Source organism: Bacillus sp. FAU18, assembly GCF_056033885.1.
In genome coordinates this window covers 1,022,232-1,043,391 of record NZ_JBVYHZ010000003.1, presented here as the reverse complement: position 1 = coordinate 1,043,391, position 21,160 = coordinate 1,022,232, and the positions used below count along the sequence as shown (strand labels likewise).

Here is a 21,160-nt window from a genome sequence, read left to right as displayed (position 1 = left end):
ATGATATAGAATAAGCGTAAACAGTACTGTCTTTTCCAGAAGGACAAAAGTATCTGTCTTGAAAAAAGGGCGGAATTTTTTTTTGAAACGTTTTATCTCATTTCTGATTTTGTATATTCGCTCATTTATGTGCTAAAAATACTATCGGGAGAAAATATCACAATAAATGAAAAACAACCTGTTTGCATTACGCAAACAGGTTGAGAATGCTTTATTTGTTTTTAGCGAGGCTCCACGATTAATTTAATCGCTGTTCTTTCTTCCCCATCGATTTGAATATCTGTAAAAGCCGGAATACAAATCAAATCAACGCCGCTTGGCGCCACAAATCCCCTGGCAATCGCCACAGCTTTTACAGCCTGGTTTAATGCACCCGCTCCGATCGCTTGAATCTCGGCGGCTCCTCGCTCTCTCAACACGCCTGCAAGCGCACCTGCCACTGAATTTGGACTCGATTTTGCTGAAACTTTTAAGATTTCCATTTCTGCTCCCCCTTAGTTTTACAATGGATAAGTGAGTGTTCATTAGAACAATCATTATTAGATGTTGCTATCCAAAAAGCCATCCCCACAATGCTTTTCAAAAATAGCGGGCTACCTTCCATTTTTACTATATTCACTAAGGAGTTGCTATATTCCTGCTTTTCTTTTTAATATTTTTATAAAATAACCATATGTTCAACTATTCAAAGAACATGTGATCATCGTTGATTAAAATACGCTCAATTTTCACGGCTTTTTTCGTTTGATCGTCAATGTCAATCACAACTCCGCTGAGCGTTGTTTTTCCTTCAGCGACAGTAAACCGGACTGGAAGGTTCGTTTTGAATCGCTTAATAATCGTCTCTCTGTCCATCCCCAGTATACCGTCATACGGGCCAGTCATTCCCACATCAGTAATATATGCCGTTCCCTTCGGCAAAATGCGGTTATCCGCTGTTTGCACGTGTGTATGAGTTCCTACTACAGCCGACGCCCTCCCATCCGTGTACCAGCCAAGTGCGAGCTTTTCACTTGTCGCTTCGGCATGAAAGTCGATAAAAATGTACGGTGTTCTTTTCGCAGCCTCTGCGATCAATTCATCCGCTTTTAAAAACGGGTCATCAAGCGGCGGCAAAAACGTACGTCCCTGCAAATTAATGACTGCTAGTTCTTTGCCGTTTGCTTTCACATATGTGATCCCTTTCCCCGGTGTTCCTTCAGGAAAGTTTGCCGGGCGAACCAAGTTCGGAACGTCATCTATAAAATCAAATATTTCTTTTTTGTCCCATGTGTGGTTCCCCATTGTGATTGCATCTGCGCCGGACTGGATTAAGCTGTGATAAATTTTTTCCGTCAGGCCTTTTCCATGTGCGGCGTTTTCACCATTAATAATGGTAAAGTGAGGCTTATATTTTGTTTTTAGCTTTGGTACATATTCTTTGACCATGTCACGGCCCGGTGAACCGACAACATCTCCGATAAATAAAATTCTCATTTTGTAAATCCTTTCTTCTTGAAAATTCCTTGCCGTCAAAAAAATAAAGTGATGCTTAGCGCATCACTTTATTTTGCATACTCTACGGCTCGAGTTTCTCTGATTACTGTCACCTTAATATGACCTGGATAATCGAGCTCGTCCTCAATTCGCTTGCGGATATCTCGCGCCAGTCGATGAGCCTCAAGATCATTAATTGAATCCGGCTTCACCATAATACGCACTTCGCGTCCAGCCTGAATGGCAAATGATTTTTCAACACCTTCGTAGGACTCAGAAATTTCTTCGAGTTTTTCAAGTCTTCGAATATAATTCTCGAGCGTCTCACTTCTTGCGCCAGGTCTTGCAGCGGAAAGCGCATCTGCTGCAGCTACCAGCACAGCGATAATGGAAGTCGGCTCCTCATCCCCGTGGTGTGATGCAATACTGTTAATCACGACTGGGTGCTCTTTATATTTGGTCGCAAGCTCTACCCCGATTTCAACGTGGCTTCCTTCTACTTCATGGTCAATTGCTTTCCCGATGTCGTGAAGAAGACCCGCACGTTTAGCAAGCTTTGCGTCTTCACCAAGCTCCGATGCCATTAGACCGGCCAAGAATGCGACTTCCATGGAATGCTTAAGCACATTTTGACCGTAGCTTGTACGGAACTTTAAGCGGCCGAGGATCTTGATGAGATCTGGGTGGAGGCCGTGAACACCAACCTCAAATGTCGTTTGCTCACCCATCTCACGAATATAGTCATCGACCTCGCGGCGAGATTTTTCAACCATTTCTTCAATCCGTGCCGGATGAATACGGCCATCCTGAACGAGTTTATCAAGAGCAATTCTGGCTGTCTCACGTCTGATCGGATCAAATCCGGAAAGAATGACAGCTTCAGGCGTATCATCAATAATCAGGTCAATTCCTGTCAGCGTTTCAAGCGTACGAATGTTACGCCCTTCCCGTCCGATGATACGTCCTTTCATCTCATCATTTGGAAGATTGACAACTGATACCGTTGTTTCGGCAACGTGGTCCGCTGCGCAGCGCTGTAAGGCGAGTGAAAGAATGTTTTTCGCTTTCTTATCCGCCTCTTCTTTCGCACGGTTTTCAGTTTCTTTTGTCATGATGGCGATGTCATGTGAAAGCTCGTTTTCAACCCGCTCAAGAATGATTTGTTTCGCTTCATCACGAGTCAGACTCGAAATTCGTTCCAACTCAGACTGCTGCATACGAATCATCTCATCCACTTTGCTTTCCATCTCTTCAATATGTTGTTGTCGTTCATTCAGAGAATGATCTTTCTTCTCCAACATCGCTTCCCGTTTATCAATTCCCTCATGTTTGCGATCAAGGTTTTCCTCCTTTTGGAGTAAACGGTTTTCTTGTTTTTGAAGCTCATTTCGTCTTTCACGAACTTCCTGTTCAGCATCTATTCGAAGTTTGTGGATTTCATCCTTTGCTTCAAGCAGAGCTTCTTTTTTCAGTGCTTCAGCATCACGCTTCGCATCTTCAAGAATTTGCTCGGCTGCACCGCGTGCGCCCGCAATTTTCGCTTCGGCAATGGTTTTACGAACAAAGTAGCCAACAACTAAACCGAGTAGAATCAGCAAAATGGAGATGAGAACCATCATAATTGGGGTCATACTTTCACCTCCTCTTGCTATGAACTTGGTTGTTGCTTAAAAAGTGTCGGCATGTACATTGTCTAGTTTTCTCAACATACAGAACCTTCACAGGGAATGAGTGTGTTCATCGCCCTTGTCAAGTTTAAATGGTTTAACAATCATGTTAAAAAAACAAATGTTACAACTTCATTGTAAATGTGTCGGAAATACTTGTCAAGCTTGCCATCTTAACGTTTGCAGGCCAGTCTTCTTTTCACGTGCCGAATGCAATTCATCCAAAAGAAGATCGCCAATCATTCTTGATTTAGAAGCTGGTATATTTTATTGTTCACTTGGCCCAATTTAGCATTATTTTGAATGTTTGAGAACAAAATAACAATGGTTTGCCCAGATTTGCTAAAGCTGTTCAAGATATTGAAGCCCGGCATAACACCATGGTTTGAATAGCTGCCGGGAGCAACATAAAATCCCATGCCGTATGTGGAGCTGCTCCCTGGCGTAAACATCTTTTCATAGCTTTTTTGCGAATACAGTTTTCCGTCTATCAGCGCTTGGTCAAATTTGTACATATCTATAGCGCTCATATAAATATCCCCCGCTCCATACAGCTGGGATAGATCAGGTATATACGGTGTAACTGTTTTGCTGCCCTCCATCTTATACCCGACGGCAGGATAAGGTTCTTTTTTATATGTTTTGTAAAAGCCTGCATGCGTCATTCCCGCAGGTTTAAAAATATGATTCTTTATGTACTGTTCATAGGGCTCACCGCTTACTTCAGCAATAATATAAGCAAGAACAGAATAGTTGGAATCCTTGTAGTCCCATACGCCCGGCTGACGTTTGATTCCCTGCAGTTCTATGTCTTTTATTAAATCGTCCGGAGTAATGGCGCCGTTTCCTTCAATATGTCCGTTTATCCCCGATGTATGTGTAAGCAGATTCTTCAAAGTAATCGTTTGTCCGTTGGGAAAATGAGGTAAATACGTACTTACCGGATCACTTGTCTGAAGTTTCCCCTTTTCCTCAAGCTGCAAAATAGCAGTTGCAATCAGCGCTTTTTGTGATGAACCGACATAAAAAGATGTCAATGGATTATTTTGAATGTAGTGTTTACGGTCAGCATAGCCAAAACCTTTATTTGTTACGATTTCTCCATTTCTAACAATCATGGCTGTTCCGCTGAAACCGATCTCTTCTAAATAATTGCTGATTTTTTGATTTCGATCCACTGTTTTGATTTGTTCCTCTGATTTTTTGGCAGTTTTCTTTTTGACCTCTTTTTTCTGATCGGTATTTGAAACCGCTGCAGTTTCTTGAGATGGCTCGTTTTCTTCACTATTTCGATGAAGAGCATTCCAAATCGTAATGCAAACCATCACTGCTAAAAGACCAAGCAACAGTTTTCCTCTTTTATTTAGTTTTCTCCGTCTGCGTTTCGCAGTTCTTCTGCGGGTTGGGCTTGTCATTCATTTTTTCCTCCCAAAATAAATTCCATTTTGCACACGTTTTGTTAGACGAATAAAGCCCTAAAAAAGTTGTCAAAAAAAGCAATATTTTTATCATTTTTTTGCAATATACAAAAAAGCTGAGTTTTTCACTCAGCCTTTTGTATCATTTGAAACTTATTTTATTTTTATTCTTCAAATTCGAGTTCTTCTTGTGTCTCTTCAGCTTGCTGCTGCACTACTCCGTTATTATCCAAGCCGTAATGTTCGCGAATTTGCTCCTGGATCATCAGCATGATATCTTTATTTTCTTTCAGGAATTGTTTTGCATTTTCACGGCCTTGGCCAAGGCGCTCTTCTTCATAAGAGTACCATGAACCGCTTTTTTGCACGATATCAAGTTCAGTTCCTAGGTCAATGATTTCGCCTTCTTTTGAAATGCCTTCTCCGTACATAATGTCAACCTCGGCTGTACGGAACGGCGGAGCCACCTTGTTTTTCACGACTTTGATTTTCGTTTTGTTCCCCATTACGTCGTTGCCTTGTTTCAGCTGTTCAGCACGGCGCACTTCAAGACGCACGGAAGAGTAGAATTTCAACGCACGGCCGCCAGGAGTTGTTTCCGGATTCCCGAACATAACACCGACTTTTTCACGAATTTGGTTAATGAAAATCGCGATTGTCTTCGATTTGTTAATGGCCCCTGAAAGCTTACGAAGCGCTTGAGACATTAAGCGTGCTTGTAAACCGACATGAGAATCTCCCATGTCGCCTTCAATTTCCGCTTTCGGAACGAGAGCGGCTACAGAGTCGACAACGACAATGTCAACTGCCCCGCTTCGAACCAATGCTTCCGCAATTTCAAGCGCCTGCTCGCCTGTGTCAGGCTGAGACAGTAAAAGCTCTTCGATGTTAACACCGAGCTTTTGCGCGTATACCGGATCTAACGCATGCTCCGCATCGATAAACGCGGCTTGTCCGCCCTGCTGCTGAACTTCAGCAATCGCATGAAGCGCCACAGTTGTTTTACCTGAGCTTTCAGGACCGTATACTTCAATAATCCGTCCGCGAGGATATCCGCCAATTCCCAGTGCTGTATCAAGGGCGAGGGAGCCGCTTGGGACAGTAGAAATTCTTGTATCTGTCTTTTCTCCCAGTTTCATAATGGAACCTTTGCCGAACTGTTTTTCTATTTGTTTAAGAGCCATATCTAAGGCTGCCTGACGATCACTCATTCTATTTTTTCCTCCTTTATGTTACCACTACATATACTATACCCTGTTTGAAGGGATTTGCCAAGAAAAAAGCGAACGCATATTCGGATTTTTTCTTGGCGTGATTCCTATCAAAATATCATAATGTATCAGAGAAATCATGTTTTCTTAGGAGGATAATGTGCTGAAAATATTATTTTTGCTCTAAAAGCTTTAAGATTAAATGGCAGCCGTATTTAGCGCCGCGTTTTCTGATCCCCGTTCTGGAGCCCGCAAAGTGAAACTCGTGAACCTCTTCTTTACCATTTGCGGAAATGCCGATAAACACATGCCCAGGCTCATGCCCTTCTTGAGCATCAGGTCCTGCTACACCAGTAAAGCTAATGCCGATATCGCTGCCAGTGAGTTTTTGAACACCCTTAGCCAGTTCGGATGCGCACTCCTTGCTGACCGCCCCAAAACGATCTAATGTTTCCTTCTTGACACCAAGCACATTCTGCTTCACGTCGTTTGTATAGCAAACAACGCCCCCGGCAAATAATTTTGAGGCACCGCTATGATCCGTCAGCCATTCAGAAAACAGCCCTCCGGTAAAGCTTTCTGCCGCAGAAATTGTAATGCCTTTTTCCTTACACGCTATAGATAGCTCTTTTACAAGAGAAGTATCATCGTAACCATAGAAAAATTCACCGACACGCTCTAAGATAACGGCCTCTGTTTCTTTTAACAGACGCTCTGTTTCCTTTTCATCGGCGTGTTTGGCTGTCAAACGCAGCGTCACCTCTCCATCAGCCGCCAAAGGCGCAATTGTCGGATTGGTTTGCGCATCAATAATATCTTCCAAATCGGCTTCAAGCTGAGATTCACCGATACCGAAAAAGCGAAGAACGGTTGACACAATTTTTTCATTTGAACCCATCTTTTTCAGCAGAAGAGGCTTTGCCTCGTTTTCAAACATTGGACGCAATTCGCTCGGCGGTCCAGGAAGAAGCATATAATAGCGCGATTCATGCTTTGTGAGCATTCCCGGGGCCATTCCAAAGTGATTCGCCAGCACGTCAGAGCCTTCGATCACAAGCGCCTGTTTTCGGTTATTAGGTGACATCGTGCGTTTTGTTCGTTTGAAATAGTCCTCAATGGATTGGAATGCCTCATCATTTAACACAAGCGGACGTCCCAGCGTATTTGCAATCGTTTCTTTCGTCAGATCATCTTTTGTGGGTCCAAGACCTCCTGAAAAAATAATGAAGTCAGAGCGTTCTTCAGCAATGCGGATGACCTGCTTCAGCCGCTCCGGGTTATCTCCGACCGCTGTATGATAAAATACGTTGACCCCGATTTCAGCGAGCTGTTTGCTGATAAATTGAGCATTTGTATTGGCGATTTGGCCAAGCAGCAGCTCTGAACCGACTGCAATTATTTCTGCTTTTTTTGGAAATTCCATGACGAAGTCCTTCTTTCTTAGTTAGATGTTTTTAACGCTTCCCAGTTTTTAGAGAAGTATTCCCAGCCTGAGACGACAGTAAAGAAGACGGCTACCCACAGCGCCAAGTCAGCAAACGGGAATGACACAAGTTCAAATGGAAGATTATGAAGAAGCAATGCGGATACCGCAATAATCTGTGCCCAGGTTTTGATTTTACCAAGCATGTTAGCAGCTACGACTTCTCCTGTTCCGGCTAAGACAAGCCTTAAACCTGTCACGGCAAACTCCCTGCTGATAATCAGAATGACCATCCAAGCTGGAGCGAGATCAAATTGAACAAGGATAATTAACGCTGCGGATACGAGCAGTTTGTCCGCAAGCGGATCAAGAAATTTCCCGAAGTTTGTTACGAGATTCAGTTTTCGGGCATAATACCCGTCCACCCAGTCTGTTGTAGATGCAATAATAAATAGAATAGCCCCCGCCAAATGTGCGACCGGGATTGATTCGTCTCCAACTTCGAGCCTGCCCCAGTCAAACGGCGCCAGCATGATAATCATGAAGATTGGGATTAATGCGATTCTAGCTAGTGTGATTTTATTTGGTAAGTTAAACATAAAGCCCCTCCAATTTCATACTCGGACGTGAAGAAAAGTCATCTGATAATTTAAGATGACTTTTCTTCCTTTTTATTTACAATCTTTATGGTTTGTGCCATCACTTTTTTCGGATCAAGTTCATATGAAAGAACCTTACCGTTGATTTTTATTTTCAGATTAGGTGCATATCCGGTGCGGATATCAACTTGTTTCTGATCAGTTATGTCTTTTTTATAGGTTTCGTCTTTTTTCAGCGTTCCTTCTTTTAAAGAGCTGCTGTTTTCATCACGCACTCGAATCCAGGAGCTGTCTGATGCCTTCAGTTCCAGCTCGATTTTATCAGCGCCGGACACTTCATAAGTCGTTAACGATCCTTCAGTGCCAGCAGCTTTAATCTCCAGCTTCTCACTGTCATTTTCTTTTTTCTTATCTTCGTTTTCTTTCGTTTCTTTTTTAGTGTCTGTCTCTTTTTCAGAGCTGTTATTTTGATTCTCTTTCAGCGTTGAATCTTTAGGGATTTCGTACTTGCTCTCACTTTGCGTAATTGCTTTTTCTGATGCCGCATTATGATCATCACTGTTTTTGTGATTGGCAAATTGAATGATCGCGTACACAATGGCAATCACGACAATCACGCCGAGAATAACAAGTATCGTTGGCAGCAGCTCCAGCGCCTTAGATGCTGGCTTTGGCATTTCCTTTTGAAGATTCATGCCGGAGATCTTTTCAGACACATCGTCATGATACGTATTAGGGATATCTTTTTTATGCTCCTCAAACAGCTGATCCGCATCAAGCCCAACGGCTTCTGCATATTGCTTGATGAATGCCCGAACATAAAACTTCCCCGGAATAATGTCATAGTTCCCTTCCTCCAAGGCGGTTAAATACCTTTTTTGAATCTTTGTTGCCGCTTGGAGATCATCCAATGACATTGCTTTTTCCTCTCTGGCTTCTTTGAGCCGGATTCCTAGTTCAGTCACAACAAACACCTTCCAATTTTAAAAATCAAAGCTTGAAAACCCGGATTGATCAAACATTTGGGGTTCCTCGGCATGTTCATATGTAATAACCTCATCAGGGTCATTTCTCAGTTCAATAATATAATCAAAGTCATCTAGTGTATACTCTGTATTTTGAACGAATATGTCCGGATGCTCCACCACTTTTGTTGCCGGAAGCCGCATGATTTCACGGACCAGCTGGAGATGGCGTTCCGATCCTCTTCGTGTTGACACAATTCCGTCAACGATAAAAACATTTTCAGTGCTGTATTCATCGGCAATCAGCTGGCTTCTTATCGTCTGCTTCAGCAAGGTTGATGACACAAACAGCCACCTTTTGCTTGCACACACACTAGAGGCTACAATCGATTCCGTTTTCCCGACACGCGGCATACCTCTGATTCCGATTAATTTATGGCCTTCTTTTTTGAACAATTCGGCCATAAAATCGACTAATAAGCCAAGCTCGTCCCGTTCAAAGCGGAACGTTTTCTTGTCATCGGCATCCCGTTGAATATAACGGCCGTGGCGTACGGCAAGACGGTCGCGAAGCCTCGGTTCTCTAAGCTTCGTTACTTTAATTGTTTCCATCGTTTTTAAGATTGATTCTAATCGTTTAATTTGATCTATATGGCGGCACCTGAGGAGCATTCCCCTTCTGGAAAGATCGACGCCGTTTATCGTTACGATGTTGATAGAAAGCATCCCAAGAAGAGATGAAATATCCCCGAGCAGTCCGGGGCGGTTCACTTGAATTTCATATTCAAAATACCATTCGAGCTTTGCCAAATGATATACCCCCTTCATTGTGGCAAAATTTTACCTTCCTTTATCATAAAGCATTTTTCTCTAATTAGAAAGAAGAATGTTGCTGTGATGAGGAAAACATAAAAAAGAGAGGAAAAATCCCCTCTCTTCCTAGTGAGTGCTGTTATTTTCAACAAGCTTAACCATCATATTGGCAATGGCGTGCTGTTCATCTTTTGATGCTACACTCCAAAGATCTGCCAGCACTTTTTCCTGCTCGTTCTTAGATTCCACTTCATTAGCCAAGTAGCTGCCGATTTCTGTCGCAAGATCTGTAATCGTATCCTGGCTCATACCTTTATCTTGCGCATAGTTCAGACGGTCGCCAAGGAAGTTTTTCCAGCTATCCCAGTTTTCTAATACTGACATGCTTGTTTCCTCCATTTCATGTGAAGTTACAAGATTATTGTATCCTTCGCAAAAGAAACTATACACCGAATATTTTCGGATCAGCAGTGCCAGCCGCCATTCACCGACAGAATTTGGCCGGTAATATATGACGCTTTTTCAGACAGGAGAAAAGCTGTTGCATCCGCAATTTCTTGCGGCCGGGCCAGCCGGCCGATCGGAATCTCATCAGCGATTTCTTCTTTTTCAGCCGGGGTAAATTGATTCATCATATTTGTATCAACTGCGCCCGGCGCTACGGCGTTTACTCTGATTCCGCTTGGCGCCAGCTCCTTAGCCAATCCTTTTACAAACGAATGCTGAGCTCCTTTTGCCATGCTGTACAGCACTTCACAGGATGCTCCAGTCTCTCCCCAAATCGAGCTGACAGCCACAATCGCTCCCGATTTATTCCGAATCATGCCTGGCAGAAGGTTTCTTGTCAGCATATACGGACTCGCCACATGAAGCTGAACCATTTCCTGAACCGTTGCGTTATCTACATCCGTAATCAGCCCAAAATGGCTTCTTCCGCTGTTTAAAACAATCGCATCAATAGGCTGAACAATTGAACTTGTCAGCTTATCTGCTCCATCTTGCGCGGACAAATCAGCTTGTAATATCTCCGCATTTACACCAAACATCTCACTTAGTTTTTCAGCAAGCTCCGCTGCCGCGTTTTGATTTGTATTGTAATGCAGCAGCAGATTGTATCCCTTAGCCGCAAGGGTTTCGCTGATGCTTTTGCCAATGCCGCCGCTCGCTCCGGTGATTAGTGCTGTTTTGTTCATCCTCTTTCCTTCTTTCCGCAGAAAAACACCCCTCACACTGGAGGGATGTTTTGTTTATGATTTAGGAACAACCTTGCAGACAGTCAGTCTGTCTGCAGCAATTTCCTCTTGTATTACGTTCTGGACATCCTCGAGGGTAATCTGCTCGAGTACCGTTACAACGTCAAACAGGCTCATATCCAAGAACGCATAACGGGTAAATTGATTGGCGATGTATTCAGGGGAATTCAGCGCTTTTAAGAATGTACCGATCTTTTTCTTTCTGGCAAGTTCAATCTTTTCAGCAGTAATCAGTTCACCGGCGCGCAAAAGCATGCTTGAAATGTCTTCAGCCAATTGATCAGGCTCAGGCGTATCTCCGCCGATCGCCGCAAAACCAAACCCATATTCAGCAGTAAAATCAAAGCTGAACGTTTCGTCAATATATCCTTTTTCATAAAGTGATTCATACTGGGCAGAGCTTTTGCCGAAAAGCGCTTCAAGCAATAAGTTCATTGAAAGTTCATGCTTTAAGAGCTCTTTGCCTAATTTAAACGGCTTTTTGGATTTCAGCCCGACAAGGCATTTCGGTCCCTGCACGTTCATTTTGATCTCTTTTTCTTTTCTGAAAACCGCTTCTTGCTCTTTCACTTCTTCCCGTTTGATCTCCGGCTGATCAGTATACGGCTTTTTCCCCTGGTTTTCTCTTACCTGAGAAATAATCGCTTCAGGATCTACAGGTCCGACAATGAAAAGGAGCATGTTACTCGGGTGATAAAACGTTTCATAGCATTCATAAAGAAGGTCTTTTGTAATATGTGAAATGCTTTCCACTGTTCCCGCTATGTCAATTCTGACAGGATGCTCTTTGTACATGTTTTCAATGACCCCGAAGTAAAGCCTCCAATCAGGGTTATCGTCGTACATATTAATCTCCTGCCCAATAATCCCTTTTTCCTTTTCAACCGTTTTTTCAGTAAAATATGGGTCCTGTACGAAATCGATAAGCGTCTCTAAATTGCGTTCAACATTTGATGTGCTTGAGAAAAGGTAAGCTGTTCTTGTAAATGACGTAAACGCATTGGCAGAAGCCCCCTGTTTGCTGAAATCTTGAAAAACGTCTCCGTCCGCTTTCTCAAACAGCTTGTGCTCAAGAAAGTGAGCAATCCCGTCCGGCACGTGAACCATCTCGTTTTTACCTAAAGGGACAAACCGGTTATCTATCGAGCCGTACTTTGTTGTAAAGACCGCATATGTCTTGTTGAAGCCTTTTTTCGGCAAAACGTAAACATCAAGGCCGTTGGACATTTTTTCATGATACAGCGTCTCCTGAAGCTGTTCATATTCGATTGGTTTGATCAAGATGCACCCTCCGTCCCTTTTAAGAAATAAGTCGTATCAAGTTGAATCTTTTCGCCAGCTTTAATGATATCCTCTTTTGTGACATTATCAATATTGGCAAGAAAGTCTTCGATAGGAATCTCGACTTGAGCAGCGGCCTGCTGATATAAAAATTCAGATAAACCGTATGCTGTATCAATCGTTTCCAGCACTTGATTTCGAATGACGGCCTTTGTCTGTGCTATATCCTGCTCACTGAAATCGCCGTTTTTCATTGCCTGGAATTGCTCAGCAATAATCGAAACAGCCTGTTCAAAATTTTTCACTTCAATGCCTGACATCACCATTAACAAGCCTTTAAAACTTTCTATACGCGAAGCCGCGTAGTAAGCAAGACTGGCTTTTTCCCGAACATTAATGAAAAGTTTAGAATGAGAGAATCCGCCGAACAATCCGTTAAACACTTGTAAAGCAGGATAATCCTGATCTGTATAAGTGATGCTGGTGCGGTAGCCGATATTCAGCTTTCCTTGCTTAACATCCTCTTCATCAATTACTTCTTTTGGCTGCACTTTTTCATCAGCGTGATTGTTTTCAATCGTGCCAAGAGTGCGCTCTTCTGTTTTGAAATACTTATCAATTGCCGAATGTACCTGGTTACTGTCCACATCACCAACAACATATAAATCAAGCTGGTCTTTTTGGATAGCGCTTTGGTATGTTTCGTATAATTGCTCTGTTGTAATGTCATCGACATCGTCGATTTCACCATTGACATGAAGCGCGTAAGGCTCATTTTTGCACATTTCCTGTATCAGCCTTAAATTCGAATAGCGCATTTTATCATCATAGACGGCTTGGATTCTTTGTTTAAGCGTCCGTTTTTCTTGAGCCACATATTGTGACTGAAAAGCGTCTCCCTCTAAAGCAGGTGAAAAGACGATTTCTGCGAGAAGCTGGAGCCCTTTCTCAAGTAGCGGCGTTTGGTCTTTTAAATATTTTTCATTCGGGATTTCAAGCCTGAACGTAATGACGTGCCGCTCTCCTTTTTTCGTAAGATCAGCCGATACTGACGTGCCGTACAGCTCATCCAGGTATGAACGCAATTCTGCGGTTTTCGGATGGCTTTTCGTTCCGCGAAGAAGCACATGCGGGAGCAGCGCTCTTTTGGTGACTTGATCCTTTGTCAGCGGCGCAAGCATCTTAAAAATAAGCGAGACGGTTTTGAATTTTTCTGTTTCTACAATGTGTGCGGTTAAACCGCCGTGCTTTGATTTGAGTTCATTAACATATGACATATGGAACCTCCTTCGTTCATTTCTTAATTAGTATGTATTATGACCAATTTTCAGCATTCGCAGAAACACTCTTTCATGTAATTATAGCAACTGTAGGATTTATAAGGAAACAATAACCTCCGCATGCTGTATAGGTACAGGTGTAAACTGTGCAAGGAAGCGCAAAAAAAGACGGCTGGCTAGACCGTCCCTAAGTTTTTTTCTTCTTCTTCACTTTTTTTAGCATCTACAGTAAAGAGCACTAAAAATAAAGAAACGATGCTGCAAAACGCCGAGAGTATGAAAATAATCCAGTTTGCATTAGACATTAATGCAGCAAAAACAGGTGGACCGAGAGCTACTCCTATAAAGCGCATGCTATTGTAGAAGGAGGAAATGGTTCCGCATTGTTCACTTTCAATCCCTTCGGTTATCAATGCATCTAAAGCAGGAAGAGCCATTCCAATCCCAATCCCGCCAAAGCTTAAAAAGACAAATAAAAAATAAAAACTGTGGTTCCACCACAAGGCAATAAACGAAAGGGTTAACAGAATCATTCCTGTAACAACGCAAAATTTCATCCGGCCTTTATCTTTACCGATCTTTTTGCCAGCTATAAAAGAACTGGTTGACAAAAACAAAAGTGGGATTGCCAATAATCCGCCTTTAGCTACTCCGTCAATGGCATACTTGTTCTCCAGCGTATCTGATAAATAAAATAATACGCCAAATAACAAAAACATAATGACACACCCGATAATGAAGACCGTATAAAGCCAGCGACCATCCTGTTTAAAGATTTTCCGCACACTCTTAATAAACTCAGAAACAGCAGGCGCATCTTCATCTTCTTCAGGCTTAGCCACCAAAAACAATACGAGTAAAAAGCTGATCAAACAGAAAAACGGAATAAACCAAAATGGGACAAACCAGTACCAAGAAGCCAGTAAGGCCCCAAGTATCGGGCTTAATACCTTCCCTGACGTGTTGGCGGTTTCAATATCGCCAAGACCAGCGCTGACCTTTTCATCGTCTCCTTTAAACAGGTCGCCGATAAACGGCATGACGATCGGAGCGGCACCTGCAGAACCAATGCCTTGAAGAACCCGCCCCGCCAAGATCATAGCATAAGGATTTTTCATATAGGTCGAGGCAAAAGCAGCTACCGCTCCCCCCAATCCTGCAATGAGGAGGCATGGAAGCAATATTTTTTTTCTTCCGAAACGATCCGACAAATATCCGGCAATCGGAATGCAAATAATTGCTACTACTGAATATACAGTAATGATTAAAGATACTTGAAATGAAGTCACCGACAGCTTTTTCTCCATCATCGGAAGAACAGGAATCAGCATGGAGTTCCCGAGTGTCATCACAAGCGGGACGGAAGACAATGCAATAATATTTTTCATTCCATTTTTCTCTCTCAACATTTTCACCCATTCACTTTCTTGTCATCCCTTATATATTGCGTTAACCGGAATGAAAGTATGTACAAAGAAACATGAATCAGTGCAAATAAAAAAACAGACACATACAGGCGTCCGTTTTTAGAATCGTTTACGCAAAACATGAAATCTGAATTTATCCGCTCTAAAATAATTTAAAGAATAAAGCACCGGTTTATCATGCTGATCGTAATGGGTTTGTTTTAACAGCAAAAGAGCTGTTTCCGGATCGCATTCAAGCACTGGAGAAATGGTATCGTGATAGCCGATCGGTTCTATATCAGTTACTGCATAGCTGATAACGGAGCCTGAATTTTTCTCAAGCAGGTCAAACATAGATTCTTGCTGATGAGAAAAAGAATTCGGCAAAATATTCATCGGAATTTTGTCTATACAATACACAATCGGCTGTCCGTCAGCTGTCCTGACTCGTTCAAGGTAAAAAAGTTCTTGCCCTTCTGCCAAATGAAATCTCTTTGTATCATCTTCAGACGGCATAAGCACTTGTGATGATAGAAAAATCGTGCCAGGGGTCATATTCGCCTGTTCTATCATCTTGGTTACACTGTTCAGCTGTTCAATGCCCGAAAGAAATAACGGCTTAGAATGGACAAAAGTGCCTACACCATGCCTTCTGATAATCACATGCTCTTCTTCCAGTATCCGCAAGGCTTCTCTTAGCGTCGCTCTGCTGACACCAAGCTTTTTGGAAAGCTCAAATTCAGAAGGCAGCTTTTCCTTCTCAGTGTAGATCCCATTTTTTATATCCTCTTTAATTCGTTCAATTACTTTCAAATACAAGTGCCGATTATCAGCTTTTGTAGACATGTTTCCCCTCCGTAAACCACTTTCGATAAAAATTATTGAACAATTGGGACAACTATATCATGTTTTGTCGAAAAAATAAATAGAAAGGTGATCAGTTTACATAATGTTATTATTGACAACTATAGAAAGCGGAACTCCCTTCATTAAGAAGAGAGCTCATCATATTTCTCTTTTGATAATAATACTTCCCTAGGTTTGCTGCCTTCATACGGTCCGACAACACCGCGTTCCTCCATTGCGTCAATCAGGCGCGCAGCTCTCGTATAGCCGATTCTGAATCTTCTTTGCAGCATTGAAACAGATGCCGTCTGCATGCCGACAATTAATTCAACAGCTTCATCATAAAGTTCATCAGTAACCTCGGAATGAGTTTCTGTTGTCTCCTCAGGAATCATTTCTTCTTGATATTGCGCTTTCTGCTGCGTAATCACATGGTCGACGATCTTCTCCACTTCGTCATCCGACAAAAATGCTCCCTGCACACGGACAGGTTTGTTAGCCCCCACAGGTAAAAACAGCATATCGCCGCGGCCAAGAAGCTTCTCAGCGCCACCCATGTCAAGAATGGTCCTTGAATCCGTCTGTGAAGATACGCTGAACGCGATTCGTGACGGAATGTTCGCTTTGATCACCCCTGTGATAACATCCACCGATGGCCGCTGTGTCGCAATAATAAGATGGATGCCGGCAGCCCGCGCCATTTGGGACAATCTCGTAATCGAATCTTCCACATCAGATGAAGCGACCATCATGAGATCGGCAAGCTCGTCCACAATGACAACAATATAGGGCAACTCTGGCTGTTTCGCTCCTTCTTCATTGTTGGCGCGTTTTATATAATCATTGTATCCTTCAATATTTCTTGTACCCGTATGAGAAAATAATTCGTACCGCCGCTCCATTTCATTGACAACCTTTTTCAAAGCCTGCGACGCTTTTTTCGGATCGGTTACAACCGGAGCAAGCAAATGCGGAATCCCGTTGTAGACATTTAGCTCTACCATTTTAGGATCGATCATCATCATTTTCACTTCATGCGGTTTCGCGCGCATTAAAATACTTGTAATAATGCCGTTGACACAGACACTTTTCCCGCTACCGGTTGCGCCTGCGACCAAAAGGTGGGGCATCTTGTTTAACTCAGCCAATACAGCTTCACCTGAAATATTGCGGCCGAGTCCAATTAACAGCTTCGCATCCGGTCTGTCATTCAATTTAGACTCCAGCACTTCCTTCAGCGAAACCATTGCCACTTCTGCGTTTGGAACTTCAATTCCGATTGCTGATTTTCCTGGTATAGGCGCTTCGATCCTGATATCCTTCGCAGCAAGCGCAAGCGCTAAATCATCGCTTAAATTGACAATTTTGCTAACCTTCACTCCGACATCAGGATATACTTCATATTTTGTTACGGCCGGTCCGAGATGAACCTGTGTGACTTTCGCCTTTACGCCAAAGCTTTGGAATGTGCGTTCAAGCTTTCTCGCATTTTCATAAATATTCTTTTTATCAGCCTGCTGGCCGGTATGCTTCGGATCTGCCAGCAAATCCAGTGACGGCATCTCGTAATCCTTATTTTCGAGCTCTGTAAAGGTCATAGGAGGAGCAGAAACAGTTTCCTGATCACCTGTCTCCGGTTGGATGTCCTGAAGCGGCTTCGACACAGGTTCGGCGCGCTTTTCTATAACTGGAGACTCTTCCTCTTCATTACGATCAGAAAAGCTTGAGATAATCGGCTCTGAATGAATAAGAGGCGATACTGTTTCATAATCCCCCTCTTCATCAGGAGGCTCCGGTTCCATTTGCTGTTTTTTGCGGGCCGGTTTTTGTTTTTTGCTTGGCGCTTTCGTTTTTTTCGATGACTGCATATTTGATTTGAAGGATTTCATATCATCAATAAATGCTAACCATTGTTCTTTTATAAAACGTCCAATCGGGCTCATCCACTTTTTTAGCGTTTCTTGCAGTGAGCGCCCTGTTACTAAAATCATTCCGATCAAAATCATGACAATTGCCATGATCTGAGAACCAGTCGACGCAAACAAAAAGTGTGAAGCCGCAAACAGCAGCGCACCGATCATTCCTCCGCCTAAATCAGGTGAAGCAGAGCTGCCATTCATGTCCATTAAAAACAATTCCCACGTATTGCGCACCACGCTTGCAGACTCAATAGACCCTTTGTGCGTCAAATTTTTAAATAGCTGCACGTGAGAAAGCAGCAATATGCTTGCGATGATACAGTACAACCCGGCCTTTCGTCTCGTTAAAAGGCTTGGGGTTTTTTTCTTCCAAAACAGTGAGACTCCTAACACCAATAAACCTAACAAGCATAAAATAAACCACTCTCCAGCAAAAAAGCGGAACAAATAGATAAACGTTTGCCCGACTACCCCCAGCTGCAAGATTGCGATAATTGAAATGGCTATACACAGCAATCCGTTGAGCTCGTATTTTATATTGAGCTGTTTCGCCTGTTTTTTTCTTGATTTTCGTTTTTTCTTTGCCACACTCATCACCTTACTGCGTTAAAAAATGTAAGTTCATACATAATGAAGAAAGCAGCCGTTTACAGGCTGCGTTTTTTCTGTAGGATTCCCCTATTATAGCATATTTTGCCCTTAAAAAAGGGTTGGATTCTTATACGTTTAATTTCAGCTTTTGTCCCGGTGAAATGTCCGGATGCAGAAAATGCATTGGATTGGTGCTCATGATTTGAATGACTTCCGCTTCATTCCCTTTCATTTCGACTAGAAGCGGTACACCTTTATATTCAATTTGCTCATGTGCGCTTGTCTCTTGGTTCTGTTCTGCAAACACAATTTCCTGCGGCATCACGGTATAAAGAATCATTGAATCATCCGTCCTTCTTCTTTCCTTGCTTCATCGATGAGCTCATTCAGTTTATTGATTGCCTGTCCGACACCGCCTGCGTGATCGATCAATCCATATTTAACTGCATCCTTACCGACTACATTTGTTCCGATATCGCGTGTTAAGTTTCCTTTTGAAAACATTAGCTCTTTAAACTTCTCTTCGGTTATATTGGAATGGCTTGTCACAAATTTAACAACTCTTTCTTGCATCTTATCCAGGTATTCAAACGTTTGCGGCACCCCGATGACCAGCCCGGTGAGCCTAACTGGATGAATCGTCATCGTTGCTGTTTCGGCGATATAGCTGTAATCACAGGATACAGCAATCGGAACGCCGATGGAATGCCCCCCGCCAAGCACGATAGAAACGGTCGGTTTCGATAAAGATGCAAGCATTTCCGCTATGGCAAGACCAGCTTCAACATCTCCTCCGACAGTATTTAATATGATCAGCAAGCCTTCAATTTTGGGATTTTGTTCAATTGCCACAATCTGCGGGATGACATGTTCATATTTTGTTGTTTTGTTTTGCGGAGGAAGCTGAACATGGCCTTCAATTTGTCCGATAATGGTCAGACAATGAATATTTGTATCTTGGGGCAGCTGCGGAAGCGTCGTTTCACCAAGCTGCTGTATTTTATTCATAATGCTGTCCTTCGCATCATTTTTTTCAGGACGCTCTTCTTCTGTGTTTTCCATACGATGATCCATCTCGCTTTCATCCTTTCCGAGTTTCTCTTTGTATTATGAACAAAGATACTTCATTCAATCCCGGCTTGAAGGACAAAAAATAAAGACCGGAGCAGCTCCGGTCTTTAGTCAGTCATTATACTTCCATAATAATTGGGATGATCATCGGTTTACGTTTCGTTTTTTCATAAAGGAATTGGTTCAAAGCATCCCGCATTGCCTGCTTCAGCGTTGACCATTCGACATTTGATGTTTCAGTCGCTTCTGTCACGATGGACCGGACAAGCTCAGTAGCCTGTACGATAAGACCTTCAGACTCTCTTACATAAACAAAGCCGCGAGTGATAATTTCTGGTCCTGATACAAGATGTTTCTTTTGTTTATCAAGTGTAATGACAACGATTAAAATTCCGTCCTGTGAAAGCAAGCGGCGGTCTCTCAATACGATATTGCCGATATCACCGACACCTAAACCATCAATTAAAATATTGCCGTAAGGAACTTTATCCCCAATTTTTACGTTTTGGCCGCGGAATTCAACGACGTCTCCTTTTTCAATTAAGAAGATGTCACTGCGCTTCATGCCGGTTTCTTCAGCGATTTTTGAATGAGCTTTTTGCATTCTGTATTCGCCGTTTACAGGGATCAAATATTTTGGTTTAAGCAGGTTGATCATCAGCTTTAACTCTTCTTGTGAGCCGTGGCCTGATACATGAACACGCTTTTGGGCAAAGATGACTTGTGCACCGGCTCTCGCAAGAAGATCTACTGTTTTAGAGTAAATGAGTTCCTGCCCGGGAATCGGAGTTGACGCAATGACCACCGTATCCCCTTCTTCAATGTTCAGCTGTTTGTGAGCTTTGTTTGCCATTCTTGTCAAAGCAGCTAATGGTTCACCTTGGCTTCCGGCTGTAATAATAGCCACTTCGCGCTTCGGATATTTTTTGACATCCTGTACAGAAATAAACAATTCATCATCTGCTTCAATGTATCCTAATTTTCTCGCCAGCTGCAGGACAGATTGAAGATTTTTTCCGGCTACGGCAATCTTTCTGCCATTTTGAGCCGCTGCATGAATGACTTGCTGAATCCGGTTAATATTGGATGCGAAAACAGCAATAATCACCCGGTTCTGTGAATTATACAGCGCATCCGAAATTTCTCCGCTGACAGCCGCTTCCGAAGGGGTGTAACCCGGCCGTTCTGCATTTGCACTGTCAGAAAGCAGAGCGAGCACGCCGCTATTGCCGATCTTGGCGATCTCGCCAATGTCGCACGTCTGATTAAGTGCAGGTGTTTGGTCAAATTTGAAGTCTCCCGTGCATACAATAGATCCAAGTGATGTTTTAAAGCTCACACCTACAGAATCAGGAATGCTGTGAATCGTTCTAAAGAACGATACTTTTGTTGATTCAAATGTAATGACAGATTTTGAGTGAATTTCTCTTAAATCAGTTTTTCGGTTATGTCCGTATTGTTTTAATTTCTCTCTTAACAGTGCAAGCGTCAGTTTTGTTCCGTACACTGGAACGGACAGCTTGTTTAATAAGTAAAAAACGCCGCCGATATTTTCATCGTGCCCGTGCGTTAAAAAGATTGCCTTGACGCGGTCAGCCCGTTCAATCAAATATGATATGTCAGGAATCACTACATCAATACCGAGCATTTCGTTTTCTGGATGCATAAGGCCGGCATCAACGACAAATATGTCTGAGTCAATTTCAATGACATAAAGGTTCTTCCCAATCTCTCCGACACCGCCAAGGGCGATAATTCTAACGTTTTCTGTATTTTTCTTTTTCAAAATCTATATCCTCCTAGTCTCATACCCGTCCATCATCACTTGTTCCTATTATAACTGAAAGTAAATTTAGAAAACAAGATAAAGCAGAAGGTTTAGGGAAAACCAATATGTAAAAGAAACGGTCAAACTCAGCTGAATGTGAGAATGACCGCGTT

Annotated in this window: 19 protein-coding genes; all 19 read right to left on the bottom strand. The window is 42.7% G+C overall.

Annotation, left to right across the window (positions count from 1 at the left end; all coding sequences use genetic code 11):
- Positions 1–221: 221 nt before the first annotated feature.
- On the bottom strand, positions 222–482 hold the full coding sequence (spoVS, locus tag AC0OMU_RS05700) for a stage V sporulation protein SpoVS (protein ID WP_003154135.1): 261 nt from the start codon (positions 480–482) through the stop codon (positions 222–224).
- Positions 483–681: 199 nt separating this feature from the next.
- Positions 682–1,476 (bottom strand): 2',3'-cyclic-nucleotide 2'-phosphodiesterase, encoded by a 795-nt coding sequence (gene ymdB / locus AC0OMU_RS05695; RefSeq protein ID WP_003245138.1) that lies wholly within the window; start codon positions 1,474–1,476, stop codon positions 682–684.
- 68 nt (positions 1,477–1,544) lie between these two features.
- Positions 1,545–3,107 carry a ribonuclease Y gene (gene rny / locus AC0OMU_RS05690; protein ID WP_003221010.1) on the bottom strand — a complete coding sequence of 521 codons (1,563 nt, stop codon included), beginning with the start codon at positions 3,105–3,107 and terminating at the stop codon, positions 1,545–1,547.
- Positions 3,108–3,382: 275 nt separating this feature from the next.
- A complete protein-coding gene (locus AC0OMU_RS05685; RefSeq protein ID WP_327830112.1) occupies positions 3,383–4,558 on the bottom strand; it encodes a serine hydrolase domain-containing protein in 1,176 nt (391 codons plus the stop codon).
- A gap of 167 nt (positions 4,559–4,725) precedes the next feature.
- A complete protein-coding gene (recA, locus tag AC0OMU_RS05680; protein WP_003245789.1) occupies positions 4,726–5,772 on the bottom strand; it encodes a recombinase RecA in 1,047 nt (348 codons plus the stop codon).
- 172 nt (positions 5,773–5,944) lie between these two features.
- Positions 5,945–7,195 carry a competence/damage-inducible protein A gene (locus tag AC0OMU_RS05675; RefSeq protein WP_474240952.1) on the bottom strand — a complete coding sequence of 417 codons (1,251 nt, stop codon included), beginning with the start codon at positions 7,193–7,195 and terminating at the stop codon, positions 5,945–5,947.
- A 17-nt stretch (positions 7,196–7,212) separates the two neighbouring features.
- Positions 7,213–7,794: a CDP-diacylglycerol--glycerol-3-phosphate 3-phosphatidyltransferase gene (pgsA, locus tag AC0OMU_RS05670; RefSeq protein WP_047182624.1), complete on the bottom strand. Its 582-nt coding sequence runs from the start codon at positions 7,792–7,794 to the stop codon at positions 7,213–7,215.
- Positions 7,795–7,844: 50 nt separating this feature from the next.
- On the bottom strand, positions 7,845–8,759 hold the full coding sequence (gene rodZ, locus AC0OMU_RS05665; protein ID WP_003244699.1) for a cell shape determination protein RodZ: 915 nt from the start codon (positions 8,757–8,759) through the stop codon (positions 7,845–7,847).
- Between the two features lie 18 nt (positions 8,760–8,777).
- Entirely contained in the window at positions 8,778–9,569 is a 792-nt protein-coding gene (locus AC0OMU_RS05660; protein WP_003220998.1) for a DUF3388 domain-containing protein, read from the bottom strand.
- A 129-nt stretch (positions 9,570–9,698) separates the two neighbouring features.
- Entirely contained in the window at positions 9,699–9,956 is a 258-nt protein-coding gene (locus AC0OMU_RS05655) for a DUF3243 domain-containing protein (RefSeq protein ID WP_003245199.1), read from the bottom strand.
- An 80-nt stretch (positions 9,957–10,036) separates the two neighbouring features.
- The gene (ymfI, locus tag AC0OMU_RS05650; RefSeq protein WP_087961832.1) at positions 10,037–10,765 is read right to left on the bottom strand and encodes an elongation factor P 5-aminopentanone reductase; all 729 of its coding nucleotides are present in this window, start codon (positions 10,763–10,765) and stop codon (positions 10,037–10,039) included.
- A gap of 54 nt (positions 10,766–10,819) precedes the next feature.
- The gene (gene yfmH / locus AC0OMU_RS05645; RefSeq protein ID WP_015383690.1) at positions 10,820–12,106 is read right to left on the bottom strand and encodes an EF-P 5-aminopentanol modification-associated protein YfmH; all 1,287 of its coding nucleotides are present in this window, start codon (positions 12,104–12,106) and stop codon (positions 10,820–10,822) included.
- Positions 12,103–13,383, bottom strand: coding sequence for an EF-P 5-aminopentanol modification-associated protein YfmF (gene yfmF, locus AC0OMU_RS05640; protein ID WP_327844416.1), 1,281 nt, complete (start codon positions 13,381–13,383; stop codon positions 12,103–12,105). The genes yfmH and yfmF overlap by 4 nt, the downstream gene beginning before the upstream one ends.
- A gap of 179 nt (positions 13,384–13,562) precedes the next feature.
- The gene (gene bcbE / locus AC0OMU_RS05635; protein WP_327844415.1) at positions 13,563–14,774 is read right to left on the bottom strand and encodes a bacillibactin exporter BcbE; all 1,212 of its coding nucleotides are present in this window, start codon (positions 14,772–14,774) and stop codon (positions 13,563–13,565) included.
- Between the two features lie 138 nt (positions 14,775–14,912).
- On the bottom strand, positions 14,913–15,638 hold the full coding sequence (locus AC0OMU_RS05630; protein ID WP_003245732.1) for a GntR family transcriptional regulator: 726 nt from the start codon (positions 15,636–15,638) through the stop codon (positions 14,913–14,915).
- Between the two features lie 143 nt (positions 15,639–15,781).
- Positions 15,782–18,145: a DNA translocase SpoIIIE gene (gene spoIIIE / locus AC0OMU_RS05625; protein WP_015483234.1), complete on the bottom strand. Its 2,364-nt coding sequence runs from the start codon at positions 18,143–18,145 to the stop codon at positions 15,782–15,784.
- A 130-nt stretch (positions 18,146–18,275) separates the two neighbouring features.
- Positions 18,276–18,488: a YlzJ-like family protein gene (locus AC0OMU_RS05620; protein WP_003231871.1), complete on the bottom strand. Its 213-nt coding sequence runs from the start codon at positions 18,486–18,488 to the stop codon at positions 18,276–18,278.
- Positions 18,485–19,222, bottom strand: coding sequence for a translocation-enhancing protein TepA (tepA, locus tag AC0OMU_RS05615; protein WP_003245712.1), 738 nt, complete (start codon positions 19,220–19,222; stop codon positions 18,485–18,487). Before tepA ends, AC0OMU_RS05620 begins: the two co-directional genes overlap by 4 nt.
- Before the next feature lie 115 nt (positions 19,223–19,337).
- Complete coding sequence (gene rnjB / locus AC0OMU_RS05610; protein ID WP_003231875.1) at positions 19,338–21,005, bottom strand: ribonuclease J2; 1,668 nt, start codon at positions 21,003–21,005, stop codon at positions 19,338–19,340.
- Positions 21,006–21,160: the final 155 nt, after the last annotated feature.